Source organism: Micromonospora sp. NPDC051196, from assembly GCF_040682415.1.
GTDB lineage: Bacteria > Actinomycetota > Actinomycetes > Mycobacteriales > Micromonosporaceae > Micromonospora.
Map to the genome: position 1 here is coordinate 112891 of NZ_JBFBAY010000007.1, position 20549 is coordinate 133439.

At 69.8% G+C, this 20549-nt stretch carries 19 protein-coding genes and 1 tRNA gene; 13 read left to right on the forward strand and 7 right to left on the reverse strand.

Annotation, left to right across the window (positions count from 1 at the left end; translation table 11 throughout):
- Nucleotides 1–293 precede the first annotated feature (293 nt).
- The gene (locus AB0M35_RS15960) at nt 294–1094 is read left to right on the forward strand and encodes a helix-turn-helix transcriptional regulator (RefSeq protein WP_363745882.1); all 801 of its coding nucleotides are present in this window, start codon (nt 294–296) and stop codon (nt 1092–1094) included.
- Nucleotides 1082–1276 (forward strand): DUF397 domain-containing protein, encoded by a 195-nt coding sequence (locus tag AB0M35_RS15965; protein ID WP_363745884.1) that lies wholly within the window; start codon nt 1082–1084, stop codon nt 1274–1276. The genes AB0M35_RS15960 and AB0M35_RS15965 overlap by 13 nt, the downstream gene beginning before the upstream one ends.
- Nucleotides 1277–1397: 121 nt before the next feature.
- Here AB0M35_RS15965 and AB0M35_RS15970 read toward each other — a convergent pair whose 3' ends face one another.
- Together AB0M35_RS15970 and AB0M35_RS15975 are read right to left on the reverse strand one after the other, a co-directional pair.
- On the reverse strand, nt 1398–2507 hold the full coding sequence (locus tag AB0M35_RS15970) for a M14 family zinc carboxypeptidase (RefSeq protein WP_363745886.1): 1110 nt from the start codon (nt 2505–2507) through the stop codon (nt 1398–1400).
- A gap of 493 nt (nt 2508–3000) precedes the next feature.
- Nucleotides 3001–3705 carry a DUF2470 domain-containing protein gene (locus AB0M35_RS15975; protein ID WP_363745888.1) on the reverse strand — a complete coding sequence of 235 codons (705 nt, stop codon included), beginning with the start codon at nt 3703–3705 and terminating at the stop codon, nt 3001–3003.
- Nucleotides 3706–3917: 212 nt separating this feature from the next.
- Here AB0M35_RS15975 and AB0M35_RS15980 point away from each other — a divergent pair, with 212 nt between their 5' ends.
- Entirely contained in the window at nt 3918–4727 is an 810-nt protein-coding gene (locus AB0M35_RS15980; RefSeq protein ID WP_363745890.1) for a TerC family protein, read from the forward strand.
- A gap of 225 nt (nt 4728–4952) precedes the next feature.
- Nucleotides 4953–5909 carry an alpha/beta fold hydrolase gene (locus AB0M35_RS15985; protein WP_363745892.1) on the forward strand — a complete coding sequence of 319 codons (957 nt, stop codon included), beginning with the start codon at nt 4953–4955 and terminating at the stop codon, nt 5907–5909.
- 279 nt (nt 5910–6188) lie between these two features.
- Here the strand turns inward: AB0M35_RS15985 and AB0M35_RS15990 are convergent, their stop codons facing one another.
- Nucleotides 6189–7061 carry an aldo/keto reductase gene (locus AB0M35_RS15990; protein ID WP_363745894.1) on the reverse strand — a complete coding sequence of 291 codons (873 nt, stop codon included), beginning with the start codon at nt 7059–7061 and terminating at the stop codon, nt 6189–6191.
- Nucleotides 7062–7335: 274 nt separating this feature from the next.
- Here AB0M35_RS15990 and AB0M35_RS15995 point away from each other — a divergent pair, with 274 nt between their 5' ends.
- From AB0M35_RS15995 to AB0M35_RS16020, 6 genes are all read left to right on the forward strand, one after another.
- Nucleotides 7336–7704 (forward strand): YciI family protein, encoded by a 369-nt coding sequence (locus AB0M35_RS15995; RefSeq protein ID WP_363745896.1) that lies wholly within the window; start codon nt 7336–7338, stop codon nt 7702–7704.
- A gap of 242 nt (nt 7705–7946) precedes the next feature.
- Nucleotides 7947–9395, forward strand: a complete 1449-nt coding sequence (gene pyk / locus AB0M35_RS16000; protein ID WP_363745898.1) for a pyruvate kinase — start codon at nt 7947–7949, stop codon at nt 9393–9395.
- On the forward strand, nt 9392–10276 hold the full coding sequence (locus AB0M35_RS16005; protein ID WP_363745900.1) for an acyl-CoA thioesterase II: 885 nt from the start codon (nt 9392–9394) through the stop codon (nt 10274–10276). Before pyk ends, AB0M35_RS16005 begins: the two co-directional genes overlap by 4 nt.
- Nucleotides 10277–10417: 141 nt before the next feature.
- Complete coding sequence (locus tag AB0M35_RS16010) at nt 10418–10879, forward strand: Rrf2 family transcriptional regulator (RefSeq protein ID WP_363745902.1); 462 nt, start codon at nt 10418–10420, stop codon at nt 10877–10879.
- 268 nt (nt 10880–11147) lie between these two features.
- Nucleotides 11148–12101, forward strand: a complete 954-nt coding sequence (locus tag AB0M35_RS16015; RefSeq protein WP_363745904.1) for a sulfite exporter TauE/SafE family protein — start codon at nt 11148–11150, stop codon at nt 12099–12101.
- Between the two features lie 271 nt (nt 12102–12372).
- The gene (locus AB0M35_RS16020) at nt 12373–14619 is read left to right on the forward strand and encodes a cellulose binding domain-containing protein (RefSeq protein ID WP_363745906.1); all 2247 of its coding nucleotides are present in this window, start codon (nt 12373–12375) and stop codon (nt 14617–14619) included.
- A gap of 261 nt (nt 14620–14880) precedes the next feature.
- Here the strand turns inward: AB0M35_RS16020 and AB0M35_RS16025 are convergent, their stop codons facing one another.
- Together AB0M35_RS16025 and AB0M35_RS16030 are read right to left on the reverse strand one after the other, a co-directional pair.
- Nucleotides 14881–15885 (reverse strand): LLM class flavin-dependent oxidoreductase, encoded by a 1005-nt coding sequence (locus tag AB0M35_RS16025; RefSeq protein ID WP_363745908.1) that lies wholly within the window; start codon nt 15883–15885, stop codon nt 14881–14883.
- A 55-nt stretch (nt 15886–15940) separates the two neighbouring features.
- A complete protein-coding gene (locus tag AB0M35_RS16030; RefSeq protein ID WP_363745910.1) occupies nt 15941–16420 on the reverse strand; it encodes an Lrp/AsnC family transcriptional regulator in 480 nt (159 codons plus the stop codon).
- A 102-nt stretch (nt 16421–16522) separates the two neighbouring features.
- Between AB0M35_RS16030 and AB0M35_RS16035 the strand changes: the two genes are divergently transcribed.
- Nucleotides 16523–17680 carry a PLP-dependent transferase gene (locus tag AB0M35_RS16035; RefSeq protein WP_363745912.1) on the forward strand — a complete coding sequence of 386 codons (1158 nt, stop codon included), beginning with the start codon at nt 16523–16525 and terminating at the stop codon, nt 17678–17680.
- 37 nt (nt 17681–17717) lie between these two features.
- Here the strand turns inward: AB0M35_RS16035 and AB0M35_RS16040 are convergent, their stop codons facing one another.
- On the reverse strand, nt 17718–18452 hold the full coding sequence (locus tag AB0M35_RS16040) for a transcriptional regulator (protein WP_363745914.1): 735 nt from the start codon (nt 18450–18452) through the stop codon (nt 17718–17720).
- A 46-nt stretch (nt 18453–18498) separates the two neighbouring features.
- Nucleotides 18499–18581, reverse strand: a tRNA-Leu gene (locus AB0M35_RS16045).
- A gap of 82 nt (nt 18582–18663) precedes the next feature.
- Between AB0M35_RS16045 and AB0M35_RS16050 the strand changes: the two genes are divergently transcribed.
- Nucleotides 18664–19284, forward strand: a complete 621-nt coding sequence (locus AB0M35_RS16050) for a response regulator (RefSeq protein WP_341716837.1) — start codon at nt 18664–18666, stop codon at nt 19282–19284.
- A gap of 54 nt (nt 19285–19338) precedes the next feature.
- The gene (locus AB0M35_RS16055; RefSeq protein ID WP_363746202.1) at nt 19339–20490 is read left to right on the forward strand and encodes a hypothetical protein; all 1152 of its coding nucleotides are present in this window, start codon (nt 19339–19341) and stop codon (nt 20488–20490) included.
- Nucleotides 20491–20549 lie beyond the last annotated feature (59 nt).

The following is a 20549-nucleotide window of genomic DNA, read 5'->3' on the forward strand; positions in this document are numbered from 1 at the left end:
TCGGTGTGGCGGGCCGATGGCCACTGCTACTTCCGCCACGGGCGGCGAAGGTCGCCGCGATGGTGCGGTGCTCTGGAGGGGGGTCGCTGCGGTGGGGACATCCGGCAGCGACCCCCGGGACGTACGCGCCCGCCGGGTCGGGGGGATTGACCTCCACCGGGCGCGCCGTGCTGCTTCCACCCTGGACGCAGGCCCCATACGGTGTGAATAGTCAGCACCCGATCGCGGAAAGTAGCGACGAGGTTCGAGTCTGCGCGGAACGGTGCACAGCGCCGGGGAAGGGTGTGGAAGCCGTGGGAATCTCGCCGTCGGAGTACCTGCTTCGTGAGTTGCGGCGTCGGCGTGGCGCCGCCGGGCTGACCCAGGCGCAACTCGGCGAGCGGGTCTTCTGCTCGGATTCCCAGGTGAGCGCGATCGAGACCGGCACGAAGCCGCCGACCCTGCCCTACCTGACCGCCGTGGACGGTGCGTTGGACACCGGCGGATACTTCGCGACCCTCTGGGACGAGTTGGTCAAGGGAGACGCCTCCCCGGTCTGGTTGCGCGAGTGGATCCAGATCGAGCGGGAGGCCACGGCGCTGCGCTGGTATGAGCATTCCTTCGTGCCGGGGCTGCTCCAGACCGAGGCGTACGCTCGCGCGACCTTCCGGGCCGCGCGTACCCCTGTTGCGGAGTTGAATCAACGGGTCGCCGCGCGGATGCAGCGGCAGGCGGTGCTCGCCCGCGATCCGAGCCCGCAGTTGTTCGTGGTGCTGGACGAGATGGTGCTGCGGCGGGCCTGCGGTGGTCCGGAGGTGATGGCCGAGCAGCTTGAGCACCTGCTCACCTGTGCCGAGCGGCCGAGTATTCGATTGCAGATCGTGCCGTTGTCGGCTGGTATCTACTCCGGACTGGCCGGGGCGTTCATCCTGGCCGATCTTCCTGATGGGACTCGCGCGGCCTGCGTTGATCATCAACTGGAATCGCAGACCACCGGGCAGCCGGGGCCGATTGCTCAGGTGGGCCTGGAATGGGATGCGGTCCGGAGCGAAGCCCTCCCGTTGGGGCAGACACTCGACGTGCTCAAGGAGGCGGCGAAGACATGGACAACCTGACCGGCGCACGGTGGCGTACCTCCTCACGCTCGTCCACCAACGGCGGAGTCTGCGTTGAGGTCGCGGACAACCTGCCCGGTGTGGTCGGCGTACGCGATTCGAAGGATCCGACCGGCCCGGCGCTGACCTTCGCTTCGGCCGCCTGGCGGGCCTTCGTCGCCCAGTTCCCCGCGCGACCCTGACCCGCGCGGCCCTGACCTGAGCGGCCCTGATCTGCGGGCCCCATCGGCGGCGCTGACAGCGGCGGCCGAAAAGGGTGTCGCCCCGGCCTTGACGGCCGGGGCGACGGTGTTGCTACTCGGTTCAGTCGCGCGGCGCGTTGATCCGCTCGGGGATGAGCTCGTACCGCTCGGGGTCGATGGTGTTCAGCGTCCCGTCGGTGATCGAGTTGAAGATTCCGAAGAGCCCGTCCTCGATCTGCTTGGTCAGCATTCCGTGCTGCTTCTGGCCCCAGGACTGGGTCTGCCCACGGGTCTCGAACAGGATGGTCGCGCTACCCCGCAGGGCGTACGAACCCAGCGCGGTGCCGGGCAGGTTCGTGTTCTGCGGGTAGAGCGTCACCTTGCTCTGCGGCGAGTTTCCGGACTGCAGGGCGTCGTAGACCGCGACGTTCACCCGGCGCGACGCGTCGTAGTCGAACTTCGGCCAGTTACCGTGCTGGGCGGGGTTCGAGATGAAGCGCCCGGAAATGGAGAGGGTGGTGTAGTCGTCCATTCCCACGCCGGTGTAGCAGGCGGCCTGGTTGTGCAGGTCGACGAAGACGTCGACGGTGCCGAACTCCTGCTCCAGCGCGCGGTAGACGTCACGGGACGCCTGCGCTTCCGGCGTGATGTACCAGCCGGTGGAGGCGCTGTTGCCCGGGAAGTCACCCGGCTGCGGGACGTAGTCGAGGTTGGGGTTGAAGTCCCGGTTCACGTCGAACCCGCCGAGCCGGCTGTTGTAGTTCCACGCCGTCCGCGCATTGGCGAGCTGCGGGAAGTCGGCGACGACATCGCTCCACGGCCGCGCGTTCTGCCGGGTGACCAACTCGCCGCCGTCGGCGTTGAGCTTCGGCACGGCGACGATGGTGACCGCCTTGCGGATCTCCTCGGACCGCTTCGAGTTGTTGCCGAGGGTACGCAGGGCGTCGAGCAGGGCGGGGGTGCCGTGCATCTCGTTGCCGTGGATCTGGCTCTGCACCATGACCACGGTGTCGCCCTCACCGACCCGGGCGGACCAGATCTCGCGACCCTGGTTCGAGTAGCCGGCGACGTCGACCTGGACCTTGCCGTTGCTGGTGTGTTCGATCTGCTGGAGACTGCGGCGCAGTTCCTCGTGGCTGATGAAGCCCTGGACCGACTTGTTTCCGGTTTCGTTTCCGCAGTGCGATTCGAGCGGTTGGGCGGCTGCCGGCGCGGTAATTGAAACCGCCATTCCGGGGACGCCGATGAGCAACGCGGCGGCGACTGCGATGTGACGCTTGACCCGACTTGGTGATGCTGACGGCAAAGCTTGACGCATGGAAAGCCCTCCACAGTGATCGGGTGGATCTAGCTCGCCACCTAAGCACAGGTACGTGCAGCTAGCAATGGGTCAATTTGGGTGGGCGCCGTTTGTGGGGCGAATGCCGGGACAGTGACGACGCTGCATCAAGAGGCGTTTTGCCGTATCCGTCGTCATGATGGAAGCGCCAAGTCTCAAGATTTCCTCAACTGTCGACGGGAAAGCCTGCCAGGAACCGTCGGCATGGCTACTGTGCCGCATCCGGCTGCCCGTCAAAGCTATGAAACTAATCAGTGTCCACGCGATCGGTCCTACGATTGTAGGAGATCTGTTGCGCAGATCTGAACATCTGTTCAAGGTTCGAATTGGCGGGTTGTCTCGCGCGTATTCGTCGGCCGGGCGACTCTCGTTCCAGTCGGGGCCGTTACCGGAGGCGATGCGGGCAGCCGGCGCTGTTGGCCAGTAGTGCGGCCATGCTTCTGCCGAGTTCGTCCTGGTGCCGCAGCGTGGTGGCGAACCCGAGCCGGACGTCCCGGTGGCCGCGTACGCGTTCCAGCCGGAGCACCAGTCCGTGCCGGTCCAGGCGTACCGGGACGACGCGCTGCACGCCGTACCGGTGGTGGGGGTCGATCAGGCGGAAGAGCCGCTCGATGGTCCTCGGGTGATGGCGGTCGAGGTGGCAGAGCAGGTCCGCCTCGTCGGCGGCGAGCGGGTCCGGCTCGGCGGCGGCGAACGCGGCGGGATCGATCGTCGCGCTGACACCGTCGGCGCTGAACTCGGCGTTGGCCAGGTCGAGCACCACTCTCAGGTCACCGACCGGGCCGGCTTCGCCGAGGGCGGCCGGGGTGAGCCAGCCGCTGAGTGTGCCGCGGCCCCGCACCCGGTCCCGGACCGGTGTCGGTACCAGGTCGGTGAGCTCGATGATCGCCGTGACCTCACCCTGACGGGTGATGTCGGCGGCGAGTCGGCTGTCGGCAGGTAGGTCGATCCGGACCTGGCCGTGGCCGTCGAGGCGGTGCCGGCCCACTAGCTCCGCCCGCTGGTCGGTCGTCCGGAGCGTCATCGACGTGGCCCCGGCGAGGATCGAGCGCAGCCGCTGGGCGGGAGCGTCGGAGTGGATGCTGCTCACCTGACACCTCCTGTTAGGTAAGCCTAACCTTAGTAGAGATGTGGGGTGTGGGCCAGTCCTTCCCCAAGATCACGCGATCTCGCCCCCGGCATCCCCTCTGACCCCCCGACGTGGGGTTGCGAACGGGCCGGCGGCGCGGTACGCCATGCTTGCGCAGATCGCCGATAATTCCGGGGGCCCCACCCGGCGGCAATGTGAGAGTCGAGGATGGAATGGAATTCTTGACCAGTCCTGAGCTGTGGATCGCATTCGCGACCCTGCTCCTGCTGGAGATCGTGCTTGGCATCGACAACGTCGTGTTCATCTCGATCCTGTCCGGTCGACTGCCTGAGCACCAGCAGGCCCGGGCCCGGACGATCGGCATCTCGCTCGCCCTGATCACCCGACTGCTGCTGCTGGGCTCGCTGTCCTGGATCATCGGATTGACCGCGCCGCTGTTCACCGTGCTCGGCCAGGAGATATCCGGGCGGGATCTGATCCTGCTGCTCGGCGGCTTGTTCCTGGTCGGCAAGGCGACGTACGAGATCCATGAGCATCTGGAAGGCTCCGATCACGGCCGGTCGAAGAAGAAGGTCGTGTCGTTCGGCTCGGTGATCGCGCAGATCCTGGTGCTGGACGTGGTCTTCTCGCTGGACTCGGTGATCACCGCAGTCGGCATGGTCGACGAGCTGGCCATCATGGTGGCCGCCGTGGTGATCGCGATGATCATCATGCTGGTCTCCGCCGCGGCGGTCAGCAACTTCGTCAACCAGCACCCGACGGTGAAGATGCTGGCCCTGTCGTTCCTGCTGATCATCGGCGCGAGCCTGATCGCGGAGAGCTTCGACCAGCACATCCCCAAGGGCTACGTGTACGGGCCGATCGCCTTCTCCATCTTCGTGGAGTTCCTCAACCTGCGGGTTCGGGCGCGCCAGCGTCGCGAGCAGGAGGCGAAGCCGGTGCAACTGCACCCGACGTACGTCAAGAACGGCCCGGCGCGGCCCGACCCCGAGCCGGAGCCGGAGGTGACCTCCGCCAGCTGAGCCGGCCCGCATTCGAGACGCCGCACGTACCCCGGTGGGTACGTGCGGCGTCCGTCGTCATTGGACGGTCCACGCGCTGGATGCCTGGTCGGGCTTCCGCTACTCGTGCGTAACTTTTCATTGACGTTTCCAGATTGTGACGGGCATCATCATTGCACGGTCGATCGGACACACCCCACCTCCGCCCCGGCAGCAGCCGGGGTTCTCCCCTTGGGAGGTGCAGCGATGCTGCTCCGAAAGGCTGTCCCCGTCCTCGCGTTGACCCTCGCCGCCGTCCTGCCGAGCCCGGCCGCCGCCTCGGCCGTCCCTGCCGCCGCCGCCCGATCGAGCCTGGCCGTCGTGCCAGCCGCCGCCCCAACCGCCGTGGCCGCCACCTCGGATACTTCGGCCGTCACCACCTCGGGCGCCGTGCTTGCCGACGCCTCGGCCGCCGTGGCCGCCGCCACCTCGGGTGCGTCGGCGGCAGCGGCCACCATCGCGCCATCCGCCAGCACCACCGACGACGGGTTGCGCGCCCTCGCCAGCGCCAACCCGGTGATCGTCGTCGGCGGGCTCAGCGGGTTCGCCGCGGTGTACGAGCCGCTCGCCGCCCGGCTGCGTGCCGACGGCTACCGGGTCTGGATCTACGAGCTGCCCAAGCTCGGACTCGGCGACATCACCGTCTCCGCCGGCAGCCTGCGCAACTTCGTCGGGCAGGTCCGTTCCAGCACCGGCGCAGCCAAGGTCGACCTGGTCGCCCACTCCGAGGGCGGCCTGGTCAGCCGGTACTACATCAAGAATCTGGGCGGTGGCGGCATCATCGGCCGCTACGTCAGCCTGGGCACTCCCCAGTACGGCACCTACGTCGCCAACCTGCTGGCGTTCCTCGGCCTGGGCAGCTGCGCCGGCATCGTCGCCTGCCAGCAGATGACCATCGGCTCGTCGTTCCTCGCCGCGCTCAACGCAGGTGACGACACTCCGGGCTCGGTTCGCTGGACCACCGTACGCACCTGGCAGGACGAACTCGTCCGCCCGGTCGACAACGCCATGCTGGCCGACGGCGCGACCAACGTGCTCATCCAGTCCAAATGCCCGCTACGCGTAGTAGGCCACCTCGCCCTGGTCGTCGACGGCACCACCTACTCGGTCATCCGCCAAGCCCTCCGCGACCACCCCATAAACCCCTCCTGCCTAGCCCTCTAAACCACCCACCCACCCCGAGCCTCCCCCACCCCGAGCCTCCCCCACCCCGAGCCTCCCCGTCCTCCCGCCCCGTGCCTCCCCGCCCTCCCGCCCTTCGCGTCCCGCCCCACCCTCCTAGCCCCGTCGATCTTGCACTTTCGGTCGGGGCGAAAGGGGTGAAGGGGGGCATTCAGGCGACGAAAAGTGCAAGATCGACGGGGCAAGGGCTGGGGCGCGGGCGGGGCAAGGGGCGCGGGCGCGGGCGGGGAGGGGGAGGAGGGGAGGGGGGAGGCGGGTGGGTTAGGGGGTGGTGGAGAGGGTTTCGTATTCGGTGTCGGTCAGGTGGACCTGGGCGGCGGCAACGTTCTCCTCCAGGTGGGCTACCGAGGAGGTGCCGGGGATGGGGAGCATGACGGGGGAGCGGCGCAACAGCCAGGCCAGAGCGAGCTGGGCGGGCGTGGCGCCGTGCTCGGTGGAGATCGCGTCCAGTGGGCCGCCGGGGCGGGCCAGCTCGCCGGTGGCGATCGGGTACCACGGGATGAACGCGATGTCGTTGCGTTCGCAGTAGGTCACGACGTCCTCGGCCTTGCGGTTGGCCACGTTGTACAGGTTCTGCACCGAGGCGATCGGTGCGATCTGACGGGCCGCCTCGATCTGCTCGACGGTCACCTCGGACAGGCCGATGTGCCGGATCTTCCCTTCCTCCTTCAACAGCGCCAGCTCGCCGATCTGGTCGGCCAGCGGCACCGTCGCATCGATGCGGTGCAGCTGGTAGAGCCCGATGCTGTCCAGGCCGAGATGACGCAGGCTCAGGACGCACTGCTGGCGCAGGTACTCCGGCCGGGCGAGCGGGCGCCAGTCGCCCGGTCCGGCGCGGGTGAAGCCGGCCTTCGTCGCGATGACCAGATCATCGGCGTACGGGTGCAACGCCTCCTTGATCAGCAGCTCGGAGGTGAACGGCCCGTACGCGTCGGCGGTGTCGATGAACGTCACCCCCAGCTCGTACGCCCGGCGCAGCACTCGTACCGCCTCGGCCGGGTCCTTCGGGTACCCCCAGACCCCCGGCCCGGTGATCTGCATCGCCCCGTAGCCGAGTCGGTCGACGGTCAGGTCACCGCCGATGCGGTAGGTGCCGGAGGCCTTGGCGGGTCGAGTCTCAGCGTTGCTCGCCATACATCAATCCCATCGCGTCGATCGTCGTCGTCGGCCAATCTAGCCGTCCACGGCATTCCTTACCCCATGATCGCCGCCCACACCACCAGCTCTGGCGCCCGCCGTGACGCCCGCGCCGTGACGTCCGGCGGGCGAACGCCGGGGCCCTGTCCGGCTCAGCCTGCCCGGCCGGGATCGGCTGAGCGCCCGGTGCGGCCTGCTGGTTCGTGGAAGGCTGGACGGTGTCGCCGCGTGTGCCGGCGCCGGGCGCAGGCGGGCCGCGAGAGGGAGTGTCATGACCGCAGAGCCGCATCTCGACTTCGCGCTCGACACGTACGAGTGCATCGTGTTGTATCCCGGCGCGGCCGGACGGGCGTTGCCCGCCGAGACCATCCAGCGGTTGCAGGCCGAGCACGCCCAGCACATGCGGGCGCTCCAGCAACGGGGAATCATCCTGGTGTCCGGCGCGGTGGACGGCAACGACGCGCGGGAACCGGATCCGCCGCTGGGCTTCGGTCTGGCGCGCACCGGCTCGGTCGACGACGTGCGCAGCGTGATGGAGGCCGACCCGGCGGTGCAGGCCGGGCTCTACCGGGTGGACGTGATGACCTTCCTCTGCCCGGCCGGCTCGCTGGAGTTTCCGCTGGTCAAGGCGGAAAGCTGAGGCGTCGCAGGGGGTCACCCTAGGCAATTGTGCGGTAGCGAATGGTTGTCGGGATGGAGCGCCTCGGCGCACGCTGGCATGGGAGGCGTACCATTCCGGCGCGCGGTCGCTGTTGCCCGCCATCGACGTTCCGGTGTGGCTCCGCCCGCCGGCTGCGCGCGTACGCCGTGCGCCGTTGGACAATTGTTCCGCTTTGCGCAAGGGGTCGGCCCGTGGTCCGACCCGGAGGAGAGACTAGCCTGATGGGCGTGACACGCCGCGCGAAGATTGTTTGCACTCTTGGCCCCGCCACCTCGTCGCCCGAGCGCATCCGCGGGCTCGTCGAGGCCGGCATGAACGTGGCGAGACTCAACTTCAGCCACGGCAGCCACGCCGACCACGAGGCGGTCTACCGCCTGGTCCGTGAGGCATCCGAGGCCACCGGCAAACCGGTGGCGATCCTGGCCGACCTGCAAGGGCCGAAGATCCGGCTGGGCCGGTTCGCCGACGGCCCGCACGAGTGGCGCACCGGCGACTCCGTGGTGATCACCGGAGACGACGTCGTGGGCAGCAAGGAGCGGGTCTCCTGCACCTACCGCAGGCTGCCGCAGGAGGTGAAGCCCGGTGACCGGCTGCTGATCGACGACGGTCGGGTGGCCGTCGAGGTCACCGACGTCACCGGTAACGACATCCGGGTCCTGGTCACCGAGGGCGGGCCGGTCAGCAACAACAAGGGTGTCTCGCTGCCCAATGTGGCGGTCAGCGTGCCCGCCCTGTCCGACAAGGACGCCGAGGATCTGCGCTTCGCGCTCGGCCTCGGCGTCGACCTGGTCGCGCTCTCCTTCGTCCGCTCCGCCGACGACATCAAGCTGTGTCACGGGATCATGAGCGAGGTTGGCGTACACCGGCCGGTGCTGGCCAAGGTCGAGAAGCCGGAGGCGGTCGACCACCTTGAGGCGATCGTGCTGGCCTTCGACGGGGTGATGGTCGCCCGCGGTGACCTCGGCGTGGAGTTGCCGCTGGACGAGGTGCCGCTGGTGCAGAAGCGCGCCGTGCAGCTGTGTCGGGAGAACGCCAAGCCGGTCATCGTGGCCACCCAGATGCTCGACTCCATGATCGAGAATTCGCGGCCCACCCGGGCCGAGGCGTCCGACGTCGCCAACGCGGTACTCGACGGCGCCGACGCGGTGATGCTCTCCGGCGAGACCAGCGTGGGCAAATACCCGGTGCTCACCGTCAGCACCATGGCCAAGATCGTCAGCACCACCGAGTCCGGCTCGATCGTCGTCCCCCGGCTCCAGCACGACCCGCGTACGCACGGTGGTGCCCTCACCGTCGCCGCCTCCTCGATCGCCCGGGCCATCGGCGCCAAGGCGCTGGTCGCCTTCTCGCAGACCGGCGACACCGTGCGCCGGCTCAGCCGGCTGCACTGCGACCTGCCGCTGCTGGCCTTCACCCCGGTGCCCGAGGTGCGTCAGCAACTCGCCCTCTGCTGGGGGGTGGAGACCTTCCTGATGCCGTTCGTGCAGCACACCGACGACATGTTCCGCCAGGTCGACCAGGCGCTGCTCGGGCTCAACCGGGGCAACCCCGGCGACTACGTGGTGATCGTGGCGGGCAGCCCGCCCGGCACCCCCGGCTCGACCAACACCCTGCGCGTACACCAACTCGGTTCGTTGGTCGACGCCGCGTCGGCGCGGGCCTTGCAGTGAGCGACGACCAGGTGCTCGTCGGCCAGGCCGCCGTCGACCAACTGCTGGAGGTACTCGACCTGGTGCCGACCGGCACCAGGTCGTTTCGGGGGATGAGCCCTCCGGTCGGACCCCAGCGGGTGTACGGCGGCCAGGTTGCCGGCCAGGCCCTGGTCGCCGCCGGCCGCACCGTCGATCCGGAGCGGGTGGTCCACTCGCTGCACGGCTACTTCGTGCGACCCGGTGACCCGGTCGAGCCGATCGATTACGAGGTGGAGAGCATCCGGGACGGCCGGTCCTTCTCGGTACGCCGCTCGGTGGCACTGCAACACGGCGAGCCGATCTTCTTCATGTCGGCGTCGTTCCAACGTCCCGAGGAAGGGCTGGACCACCACGCCCCCGTCCCGCCGGACGTACCCGGGCCCGAGCAGGTGCCCACCATGTCCGACCGGCTGGCCCGCTACCCGGAACGGCTGGGCATCTGGGGGCAGATTCCCCGGCCCATCGACGTACGCTACGTCGGCGAGCCCGGCTGGGTACGCCCCGGCGACCGGCCCGCCGACCCGCATCAGCGGGTGTGGATGCGCATCGACGGCAAGCTTCCCGACGACCCGCTGCTGCACGCCTGCGCACTCACCTACGCCTCCGACCTCACCCTGCTCGACTCGGTGCTCTCGGTGCACGGCGAGGTGTGGGGCCCCGGTGGTGTCGTCGGCGCCAGCCTCGACCACGCGGTGTGGTTCCACCGGCCGTTCCGCGCCGACGAGTGGTTCCTCTACGACTGCTGGAGCCCGTCGGCCTCCGGTGCCCGGGGCCTGGCCACCGGCAGGTTGTTCACCGTCGACGGGCGGCACATCGCCAGCGTCGTTCAGGAGGGTCTGCTGCGTCGCGTCGGTGCCTGAACCGGCCCTGCACCCACGGGCGACAGCGGCCCCGACATGGCCGTGACCCACGCTCCGACCGGCGGCCGTACCACTTGCCTCAGCCGATCGGTGCAGGGGTGATCGTCCGGCTGGTGCAACGGAACGACTAACCTGTCCGACATGCGACTCTCCGCCCGGGTGGACTACGCCCTTCGAGCGGTCACCGAGCTGGCCTCGGTGACCGGGGCCGGTCGTGGTCGTCCGGTGACCGCCGACCAGATCGCCCGAGCCCAGGACATTCCACCGAAGTTCCTGGAGAGCATCCTGCTGCAACTGCGCCGGGGCGGCATCATGCAGGCTCAGCGGGGCCCGGAGGGTGGCTACTGGCTGGCCCGACCCGCCGAGGAGATCTCCCTGGCCGACGTGATCCGGGTGATCGACGGGCCCCTGGCGCACATCCGGGGACAGCGGCCCGAGCAACTCGGCTACCAGGGCGCCGCCCGCGCGTTGCAGGACGTCTGGATCGCACTGCGAGCCAGCGAACGGCAGATCCTCGAACTGGTCACCGTGGCCGACGTGGCACAGGGCACGCTGCCCGAGCAGGTCACCAGCCTGGTCTCCGACCCGCGCGCCTGGACCTGACCCCACGGCGCCCCGCCCGCCGGGAACCGGCGATGCGCACCCACTCGGCCGCGCCGGCACAGGTACCCTCGACCCCTTTGCTCTGCTTCACTCCACGCACCGATCCGTGCGGAAATCGGTGCGCCGGTTGAAGCAGAGCAAAGGGCCCCAGGTGGGGGAGCGACCGAGGGTGTCGTCTCATTGACCGATCAGGGGCTTGACCGCAGGCCCTCCAATGCCGCATTGTCGACCAAGTTGATAGGAGTTGCCGAAAAGTCTGGAGGCGGCCGTGCGCAAGCTGCTGGTCATCGCGCTCGTCGGGCTCGCCGCCCAACTTGTCGACGGGGCACTCGGCATGGCGTACGGGCTGACCTCCTCGACGCTGCTGCTCCTGGTCGGGGTCGCGCCAGCCGCCGCGTCCGCCTCGGTGCACCTGGCCGAGATCGGCACCACCCTCGCCGCCGGCGCCGCGCACTGGCGGTTCGGCAACGTCGACTGGCGGGTGGTGATCCGCATCGCCATCCCCGGGGCGGTCGGTGCGTTCGCCGGTGCCACCTTCCTCAGTTCGCTCTCCACCGAGGCAGCCGCCCCGTGGATGGCCGCGATCCTGTTCACGCTCGGCGCGTACCTGTTGGTGCGTTTCTCCCGGCCGCTGCGCCGTAACCCGGCCGCCGGCCAGTTGCGCGGGCGGTTCCTCGGCCCGCTCGGCCTGGTCGCCGGCTTCGTCGACGCCACCGGCGGTGGGGGATGGGGCCCGGTCGCCACACCGGCACTGCTGGTCAGCGGGCGGATGGAGCCCCGCAAGGTGATCGGCTCGGTGGACACCTCCGAGTTCCTCGTCGCCGTCTCGGCCAGCCTCGGCTTCCTCATCGGCCTGGGCACCGAGGGTTTCCTGCTGCCCATCGTGCTCGCCCTGCTCATCGGCGGCCTGATCGCCGCACCGATCGCCGCGTGGCTGGTACGCATCGTCCCCGCCCAACTGCTCGGCGCGGCCGTCGGCGGCGTGATCGTGCTGACCAACGCCCGCATCCTGATGCGCACCGCCGACCTGGGCGGCTCCCTGCCGGTGCTGGTCTACCTGCTGCTGGCGGCCGGCTGGGTCGCCGCCCTGGTGCTGGCGGTACGGCTGGTGCTGCGCACCCGTCGCCAGCGTGCGCGCGCCGAGGCGTCCGGCGGGGAGCAGGTCGCCTCCGAGGGCCACCCGGCCGAAGAGGTGTCCGCCCTCACCGGCGCCGACCGCTGACGCCCCAGCGTCGCCTGCGCGCCCTTCACGCATTGCTGGCCCGGTGCCCGCGCGGCACGGCGTCGCCCGCACCCGCGTCGCAGCCGCCGCTGGCAACTGTGCCGGGCCGATTGTGTGCAGAAAGCGCTTGCCCTAGCATCGCAGCTGCGCGGGAATCTGCTTACCGACGTCGATGCGTCGGACTTTCTGCCGCCAGCGCGGCACCCGCCGGCAACGGGCACGCCGGCGAAGCCACAGCTGCCGCGCGCCCGACCTCCACCGGAGGACATCAATGCCCCGCACCGCCCGTCGGGTCATCGTGCTCGTCACGGCCACGGCCACCACCCTCGCCGTCGGCGCCCTGACCAATCTGACCGCCTCGGCGGCCGCCACCGGCTGCCGCGTCGACTACCGCGTCACCAACCAGTGGGGCGGCGGTTTCGGCGCCGACGTCACCATCACCAACCTCGGTGACCCGCTCAACGGCTGGACGCTCACCTGGGCCTGGCCCGCCGGCCAGCAGGTCACCCAGGCGTGGAACGCCACCGTCAGCCAGTCCGGCGCCCAGGTCAGCGCCCGCAACGTCGACTACAACGGCACGATCGGCACCAACGCCAGCACCGCCTTCGGGTTCAACGGCTCGTGGACCGGCAGCAACCCGGCCCCCACCAGCTTCGCCCTCAACGGCACGACCTGCACCGGCGCCACCACCCCGACCACCCCGCCGCCGACGACCCCACCCCCCACCACCCCGCCGCCCACGACCCCACCACCGACCACTCCGCCGGCCGGGTCGATGCAGGCGGAGAATCTGGACCGTGGCCTGGTCAGCGTCCGGTCCGGCTCGGCCAACCTGGTCTCCTGGCGGCTGCTGGGCACCGAGACCTCCGGTGTGGCGTTCAACCTCTACCGGGGCGGCACCCGGGTGAACACCAGCCCGATCACCGGGGCCACCAACTACCTGGACAGCGGTGCCGCAGCCGGTGCGTCGTACACCGTGCGGGCCGTGGTGGGCGGCGTCGAACAGGCGGCCTCCGCTGCCGCGTTGCAGTTCCCGGCCGGCTACCTCGACGTGCCGTTGCAGGTCCCGCCGGGCGGCACCACACCCAGCGGCGAGGCGTACAGCTACTCGGCCAACGACGCCAGCGTCGGCGACCTCGACGGCGACGGCCGGTACGAGTTCGTGCTCAAGTGGGAGCCGTCCAACGCCAAGGACAACTCCCAGTCCGGCTACACCGGCAACGTCTACGTCGACGCGTACACCCTCACCGGCGCCCGGCTGTGGCGCATCGACCTGGGCCGCAACATCCGCGCCGGCGCCCACTACACCCAGTTCCAGGTGTACGACTACGACGGTGACGGCCGCGCCGAAGTGGCCATGAAGACCGCCGACGGCACCCGTTCCGGCACCGGACAGGTGATCGGCAACGCGAGCGCCGACCACCGCAACTCCAGCGGCTACGTCCTCGCTGGCCCGGAGTACCTGACCATGTTCGACGGCCGCACCGGCGCCGCCCTGTCCACCGTCAACTACGACCCGCCGCGGGGCACCGTCTCCTCCTGGGGCGACTCCTACGGCAACCGGGTCGACCGGTTCCTCGCCGCCACCGCCTACCTCGACGGTCAACGCCCCTCACTGATCATGGCCCGGGGCTACTACACCCGCGCGGTCATCGCCGCCTGGGACTTCCGCAACGGCAGCCTCACCAAGCGGTGGACCTTCGACTCCAACGCCAGCGGCAACGGCGCCGCCGCCGGGCAGGGCAACCACAACCTGTCAGTGGCCGACGTCGACGGTGACGGCCGGCAGGAGATCGTCTACGGTGCCGCCACCATCGACGACAACGGTCGACTACTGCACTCCACCGCCACCGGCCACGGCGACGCCATGCACGTCGGCGACCTCGACCCGACCCGCGCCGGCCTGGAAGTCTTCAAGGTCAACGAGGACGGCAGCAAGCCCAGCTCCTACCTCGCCGACGCCCGCACCGGGCAGCTCATCTGGTCCACCCCGGCCAGCGGGGACAACGGCCGCGGTGTCTCCGGCGACATCTGGGCCGGCAGCCCCGGCGCCGAATCCTGGTCGTCGGCGGTCAGCGGCCTGGCCAACACCCGGGGCCAGAACGTGGGCCGCAAACCCTCCTCGACCAACTTCCTGATCTGGTGGGACGGCGACCCGGTGCGTGAACTGCTCGACGCCACCCGCATCGACAAGTACGGCCCGAACGGCGACACCCGCCTGCTCACCGGCACCGACGTGGCCGCGAACAACGGCACCAAGGCCACCCCCGCACTGTCGGCCGACATCCTCGGCGACTGGCGCGAAGAAGTGGTCTGGCGGACCAGCGACAGCCGAGCCCTGCGCATCTACAGCACCCCGAACCCGACCAACACCCGCATCCACACGCTGATGCACGACCTGCAGTACCGGGTCGCCGTGGCCTGGCAGAACACCGCCTACAACCAGCCGCCGCACCCGAGCTTCTTCCTCGGCGACGGGATGGCCGTCCCGCCCGCCCCGCGCATCTACCTGCGTTGACGTTTGAAAAAGGGACAGGCACCGGGCCGCAATCGCGGAATCCGCTCAACTGCGGCCCGGTGCCCCACACCGCGGCACCCCCGACCCGTCCCGACCGGAGAGTGCCGTACCACCACCGGATACAAAGTTAAGCGCACTCCGCGTCGCGGGGGTGACGCTCCCATGAAGATCGTGTTTCACGGCACAGAACCGCTGTGACCTGGGCCACCACCGCTGGCGCGCCAGACCTGCCCGGCCCGCGCCCCACACCTGTGCCTTCACTCAGCGTCGCAGGCCCCCGGCGACCCGCTCGGCGATCAACTCGAACGACCGCACCCGGTCGTCGATGTCGTACACCATCGTGGTGAGCATCAACTCGTCCGCCCCGGTCCGCGCCAGCAGATCGCCCAACTGCCGGGCCACCGTCTCCGGCGACCCCGTCGCCTGGCCCTCGCGCCGCTGCACCACGAACTCCCGCTCAAGATCGGTGTACGGGTACGCCGCCGCCTCCTCCGGCGAGGCCAGCGGCTCCGGCCGCCCCGAACGCAACCGCAGGAACGACAACCCGGCCGGCCCGGCCAACCACTCGGCCCGCTCGTCGGTCTCCGCGCAGACCGCGTTCACCGCCACCATCGCGTACGGCCGCTCCAGCCACCGCGACGGGCGGAAACTCTGCCGGTACAACGCCAACGCCGGCACCGTGTGCTGCCCGCTGAAGTGATGCGCGAACGAGAACGGCAGCCCCAACGCGCCGGCCAGCTGGGCGCTGAACCCGCTGGAGCCCAACAGCCACACCGCCGGCCGCTGACCCCGCCCCGGCGAGGCCATGATCCGCCCCGAACGGTCCTCGTCGAAGAAGTCCATCAGCGCGGCCAACTCCTGGGGGAACTTGTCCGCCGACAGCCCCTCCATGGTCCGGCGCAACGCCAACGCGGTCACCTGATCCGTACCCGGTGCCCGCCCGATGCCCAGGTCGATGCGGCCCGGATGCAACGCCTCCAGGGTGCCGAACTGCTCGGCCACCACCAACGGCGCGTGGTTGGGCAGCATCACCCCACCCGAACCCAGCCGGATCCGGCTGGTGTGTGCGGCCAGATGCGCGATCAGCACCGCCGGCGCCGACGAGGCGATCGCCGGCATGTTGTGGTGCTCGGCCACCCAGAACCGGTGATAGCCCAACTCGTCGGTGCGCCGCGCCAACTCGGTGGTGTGCCGCAACGCCTCGCCGACGGAGGCGTCGGCCGCGACGGGGGCGAGGTCCAGAACAGAAAGCGGTACGTCGATCACAGCGGCTGCCAACCCGGAAGATGCCGGTTTTGTTCCCACGCCGGTGCCGACGTGATCAGCCCAACCCGCGCGCCTGCTCGAAGATCAGACTGGTCTGGGTGTGCTGCACCGCCGGATCCACCGCCAGATGGTCCAACACGAAGTCCCGCAGCGCCTCGGCCGAGGCGGCCCGCACATGCAGCACGTAATCCTCCGCCCCCGCCACATGGAACACCGACACCACCCCCGGCAGCCGCACCGAACGGGCCCGGAACGCGTCCACCGCCGCCCGCGCGTGTTCGGTCAGCCGTACCGACACCAGCGCCTGCAACGGCAGACCCACCGCCGCCGGATCCACCTCCGCGTAGAACCCGCGGATCGCCCCGCTCTCCCGCAACGCCCGGGTACGCGCCAGACAGGTCGACGGCGCCACCCCGACCCGCTCGGCCAGCGCGTTGTTCGGCAACCGCCCGTCGGCGGACAACTCCGCCAGGATCGCGCGGTCGGTGTCGTCGAGGGCTGCGGAACGCCGTAGATCATTCGATACGAGGGGCATGGCGTCATCTTTCACCGAACAAGTGCACATCGGGAAGGGGAGCGCTGCGAATTGTATTCGAAACTGTTGCCTTAGATGCTCTGTTCATTCGATCCTTTCGGCATGACGAGCGTGGACACCCGAGCCGTGCACGCCGGCCGTGAAGACCTCACCGGCCTCGGCGTCCACGTGCCGCCCATCGACCTGTCGACCACCAACCCCCTGCCCTCGGTCGACGACGGCGGCGACGCGTACCAGGCACTCGCCACCGGCGACCCGCTGCCCACCGGTGCCAGCGCCGTCTACCAGCGGCTCTGGAACCCCACCGTGGCCCGCTTCGAAACCGCCCTCGCCGAACTGGAAGGCACCGCCGAAGCCGTCGCCTACGCCAGCGGCATGGCCGCCCTCACCGCCGCCCTGCTCGCCGCCACCCGCGACGGCAAACGCCACCTGGTCGCCGTCCGCCCCCTCTACGGCGGCACCGACCACATCCTGGCCACCGGCCTGCTCGGCACCGAAGTCACCTGGGCCCGGCCCGACCAGGTCGCCGCCGCCATCCGCCCGGACACCGCCCTGGTCATCGCCGAAACCCCGGCCAACCCCACCCTCGACCTGCTCGACATCGCCGCCCTGGCCGACGCCGCCGGGGACGTGCCGCTGCTGATCGACAACACCGTCGCCACCCCGGTCCTCCAACAACCCGCCCGCCACGGCGCCCGGCTCGTGCTGCACAGCGCCACCAAGAGCATCGGCGGCCACGGCGACGTCCTCGCCGGGGTGGTGGCCTGCGACACCGAATGGGCTGCCCGACTACGCCAGGTCCGCGCCGTCACCGGCGCGATCCTGCACCCGCTCGGCGGATACCTGCTGCACCGCGGCCTGCAAACCCTGCCGCTGCGAGTACGCGCCCAGCAGGCCGGCGCGGAGAAACTCGCCGCCTGGCTCAGCGAGCACCCGGCAGTCACCCGGGTACACCACCCCGGCATCGACGACCCGGCCGGGCTCGTCGGCCGGCAGATGTCCGGCCCCGGCAGCCTGCTCGCCTTCGAGGTACGCGGCGGCGCGCCCGCCGCAGCGGCGGTCGCCGGCGCCTGTCGGCTGATCACACACGCCGTCTCGCTCGGTGGCGTCGACACCCTCATCCAGCACCCGGCGTCGCTGACCCACCGCCCGGTCGAGGGAGACGCGAAACCCGACGCCGCGCTGCTGCGCCTCTCCGTCGGCCTGGAGGACCCGGAGGACCTGCGCGACGACCTGTCCCGGGCGCTCGCGGCGATCTGACGACCCGGCAACGGCCGTCCAGGCGGCCCGCGCCCGGTCACGACTTGGGGCCGACGTGGCGATCCAGTACGGCGACCGCCTCGCGGCGGGCGACGGAGAGGCTGTTGCGCCGGTTCATCCGCCACGCGATGCCGAGCAGATCCAGCGCCCACTGGCACAGGCCCATGATGTCGACGGACTCGTTGACGAACATGTACCGGGGATAGACGTACTCCTTACCCCTGACAGTGACCCGGTTGGTGAACCGGGCACCGTCGGAATGGAAGAGCCCGCGTAGAAAGTGGCCTACGTGCGCGGTCAAGATCTCCCACTGCCAGCTGGCCAGGAGGATCGGGCGCTGGTGTTTCTTGCCCGGACCGTGTTGCGGGATGAGGCAGGGCCAGTGCTTGCCGGTGCTCTGCACCGCTACGCAACCCTGCTTCTGGACCCGCTGGACGCGGTTCGCGAGTACCGCTCTCATCGCGGCATCGCATGCCTCGATCAGGTTCGGCCAGGTGTCGGTGCAGTAGATGCGAAGCACCGGCACCCGGTTACTCGTGACGAGATGCCCGTCGCCGAGATACAGGCCGAGCAGGTAGGCATAGGCTGCGGGGTGGGCGGGACCCGTCAGCTCCGGCCGACAGCGGAAGCAGCGGGCGGCGCTGTTGCTCTGGACCGGATCGGGTCGATCAACGCACCAGTGCCACACCGTGGTGTAGGGCAGGGCCAGGGTGCGGGCCACCGAGCGGATGTTGTGGCCCCGGGCGCGAAGTGCACGGACCCGCGCTCGCATTTCGGGAGGATGCACGTCGGCATCATCGAACGCCTGTATGACAAAGTGCCGGGAGCGGGATTCGAACCCGCAAGCCCTTTCGGGCAGAAGTGTTTGAGACTTCCGTGTATGCCGTTCCACCATCCCGGCGAGTGAGGCTTACTGTACCCGACTACTCTCGTGCGAGAGCATGGGTGGGTAGCCGTGCCGGAAACGATGGTGGGAGTGGCTCGTGGCCGAGACGCAGACGGATGCCGCGCGCAGGCGGGTACTGATCGCCGAGGACGAGGCGCTGATCCGACTGGACCTCGCCGAGATGCTGGCCGAGGAGGGCTACGAGGTGGTCGGCGAGGCCGGTGACGGCGAGACCGCCGTCCGGCTCGCCGAGGAGCTCAAGCCTGATCTGGTGATCCTCGACATCAAGATGCCGATCATGGACGGGTTGGCCGCCGCCGAGCGGATCGCCGGTGCCCGGATCGCTCCGGTCATCATTCTGACCGCCTTCAGCCAGCGTGACCTGGTGGAGCGGGCTCGGGCGGCCGGTGCGATGGCATACCTGGTCAAGCCGTTCCAGAAGAGTGATCTGGTGCCGGCGGTGGAGATCGCCCTGTCCCGCTACTCGGAGATCGCCGCGCTGGAGGCCGAGGTCGCCGGGCTGACCGACCGGTTGGAGGTCCGCAAGACCGTCGAGCGGGCCAAGGGTGCCTTGATGACCACGTACAACATGACTGAGCCCCAGGCGTTCAAGTGGATCCAGCGTACGGCGATGGATCACCGGATGACCATGAAGGAGGTCTCCGAGCGGATTCTCGCCGAGACCGCCGGCGGTGAGGTGACGCAGCCGGCTTCCTGAGTCGGCTCTGCGCCGGGTGTGGCGAGAGGTCGGCGTCGATAGCATCGGGTCGTGATGATCCGGCGGTGGAGCGCGGTCGTTGCCGCTGTGGCGGTGACCTTGGCCAGCTGCTCCCGACCGGGTGCGGAGCCCGCGGAGCCGGGGCCGTTGCGCCCGGTCTGGCAGGCGGTGGCCCTGCCGGGCGGTGGCGAGGTGTCCGGCAGGGTGCTGGTGCGTGACGCGACTGTCTGCGGCGGACGCTGGTACGCCGTCGGTGCGGTCGCCGATTCGGCGGGGGAGACCGTTCCGGCTGCTTGGACCAGTTTGGATGGTGCCCTCTGGTCGCCGATGCGGTTGGTGTCGTCGAGTATGTACGGTGCCCGGCACGTGCTCTATGCGGTGGCCTGTCGGGATGCCCGGTTGGTGGCGTTGGGCGCGGCGAGCGGGGGCGCGCACGGCAATCCGCGTACCGCCAACTGGTCGTTGCATCCGGACGGCGCGTTGCGGGAGGCGGCGGCCGGGTTCGAGTTGTACGGCGGGCCGCGAGCGGTGAGTGTCTCCCGGGTGGCGGCCGGATCGCTCGGTTGGTTGCTGGTGGGAACTCGGGTGACCGGGGCGGCGGTGTGGAGTTCACCTGACGGCGAGCGCTTCGCGGTGCACGAGGCGTTGCCGGAGTTGGCCAGTGATGATCGGGGCCGGACGGTGGCGTACGACGCGGTTGCCGTGCCGTCGGGTTGGTTGGTGGTGGGTGCGGTGTTGGTGCCCGGTGCCACGCCGGTGGCGTGGAGTTCGTCGGACGCGCGGGTGTGGCGGCGGGTGGTGTTGCCGAGTGTGGATGGTCCTGCCCAGGCGCAGCGGGTGGTGGTTGCGGGAGGTGCGGTGCTGGCGGTCGGTCCGGTGCGTGATGGCTTTGGGGTGTGGCGTTCGGCGCAGGCGGGTTGGCGGTGGGTCGGCGCCTTCGGCGGGGGTGGCCGGGGTGCGCTGTCGGTGCGTGGCCTGGTGGCGTCCGCGGATCGGGTGGTGATGGCGAGCATCGACGCTGATGGTTACCGTCTGTGGTGTTCGACTGATGGTGGGGTGTCGTGGCGTGCGGTGGCCCTGCCGATGGAGGTGCCGTCGGGGGAGACGGCGCTGGTGGTGGCGCTGCAGGGGGATCGGCTTATGGTGTTCGTGGACGCTGGAGTTGGGTCTCGCGCCTGGTGGGCACACCTTCCGGCTGGTGGCTGAAGGAAGATCACCCAGCAGCGTGGGTCGCCGACTGAACGAAGGTGAAGAACCTTCATATC

What these genes read in the sequence shown, in the direction of transcription:
- AB0M35_RS15965 (WP_363745884.1), top strand. Translation starts at nt 1,082, where the DNA reads ATGGACAACCTGACCGGCGCACGGTGGCGTACCTCCTCACGCTCGTCC.
- AB0M35_RS15970 (WP_363745886.1), bottom strand. Translation starts at nt 2,507, where the DNA reads ATGGCGGTTTCAATTACCGCGCCGGCAGCCGCCCAACCGCTCGAATCG.
- AB0M35_RS15980 (WP_363745890.1), top strand. Translation starts at nt 3,918, where the DNA reads ATGGAATTCTTGACCAGTCCTGAGCTGTGGATCGCATTCGCGACCCTG.
- AB0M35_RS15985 (WP_363745892.1), top strand. Translation starts at nt 4,953, where the DNA reads ATGCTGCTCCGAAAGGCTGTCCCCGTCCTCGCGTTGACCCTCGCCGCC.
- AB0M35_RS15990 (WP_363745894.1), bottom strand. Translation starts at nt 7,061, where the DNA reads ATGGCGAGCAACGCTGAGACTCGACCCGCCAAGGCCTCCGGCACCTAC.
- AB0M35_RS15995 (WP_363745896.1), top strand. Translation starts at nt 7,336, where the DNA reads ATGACCGCAGAGCCGCATCTCGACTTCGCGCTCGACACGTACGAGTGC.
- pyk (WP_363745898.1), top strand. Translation starts at nt 7,947, where the DNA reads ATGGGCGTGACACGCCGCGCGAAGATTGTTTGCACTCTTGGCCCCGCC.
- AB0M35_RS16010 (WP_363745902.1), top strand. Translation starts at nt 10,418, where the DNA reads ATGCGACTCTCCGCCCGGGTGGACTACGCCCTTCGAGCGGTCACCGAG.
- AB0M35_RS16020 (WP_363745906.1), top strand. Translation starts at nt 12,373, where the DNA reads ATGCCCCGCACCGCCCGTCGGGTCATCGTGCTCGTCACGGCCACGGCC.
- AB0M35_RS16030 (WP_363745910.1), bottom strand. Translation starts at nt 16,420, where the DNA reads ATGCCCCTCGTATCGAATGATCTACGGCGTTCCGCAGCCCTCGACGAC.
- AB0M35_RS16035 (WP_363745912.1), top strand. Translation starts at nt 16,523, where the DNA reads ATGACGAGCGTGGACACCCGAGCCGTGCACGCCGGCCGTGAAGACCTC.
- AB0M35_RS16040 (WP_363745914.1), bottom strand. Translation starts at nt 18,452, where the DNA reads ATGCGAGCGCGGGTCCGTGCACTTCGCGCCCGGGGCCACAACATCCGC.
- AB0M35_RS16055 (WP_363746202.1), top strand. Translation starts at nt 19,339, where the DNA reads ATGATCCGGCGGTGGAGCGCGGTCGTTGCCGCTGTGGCGGTGACCTTG.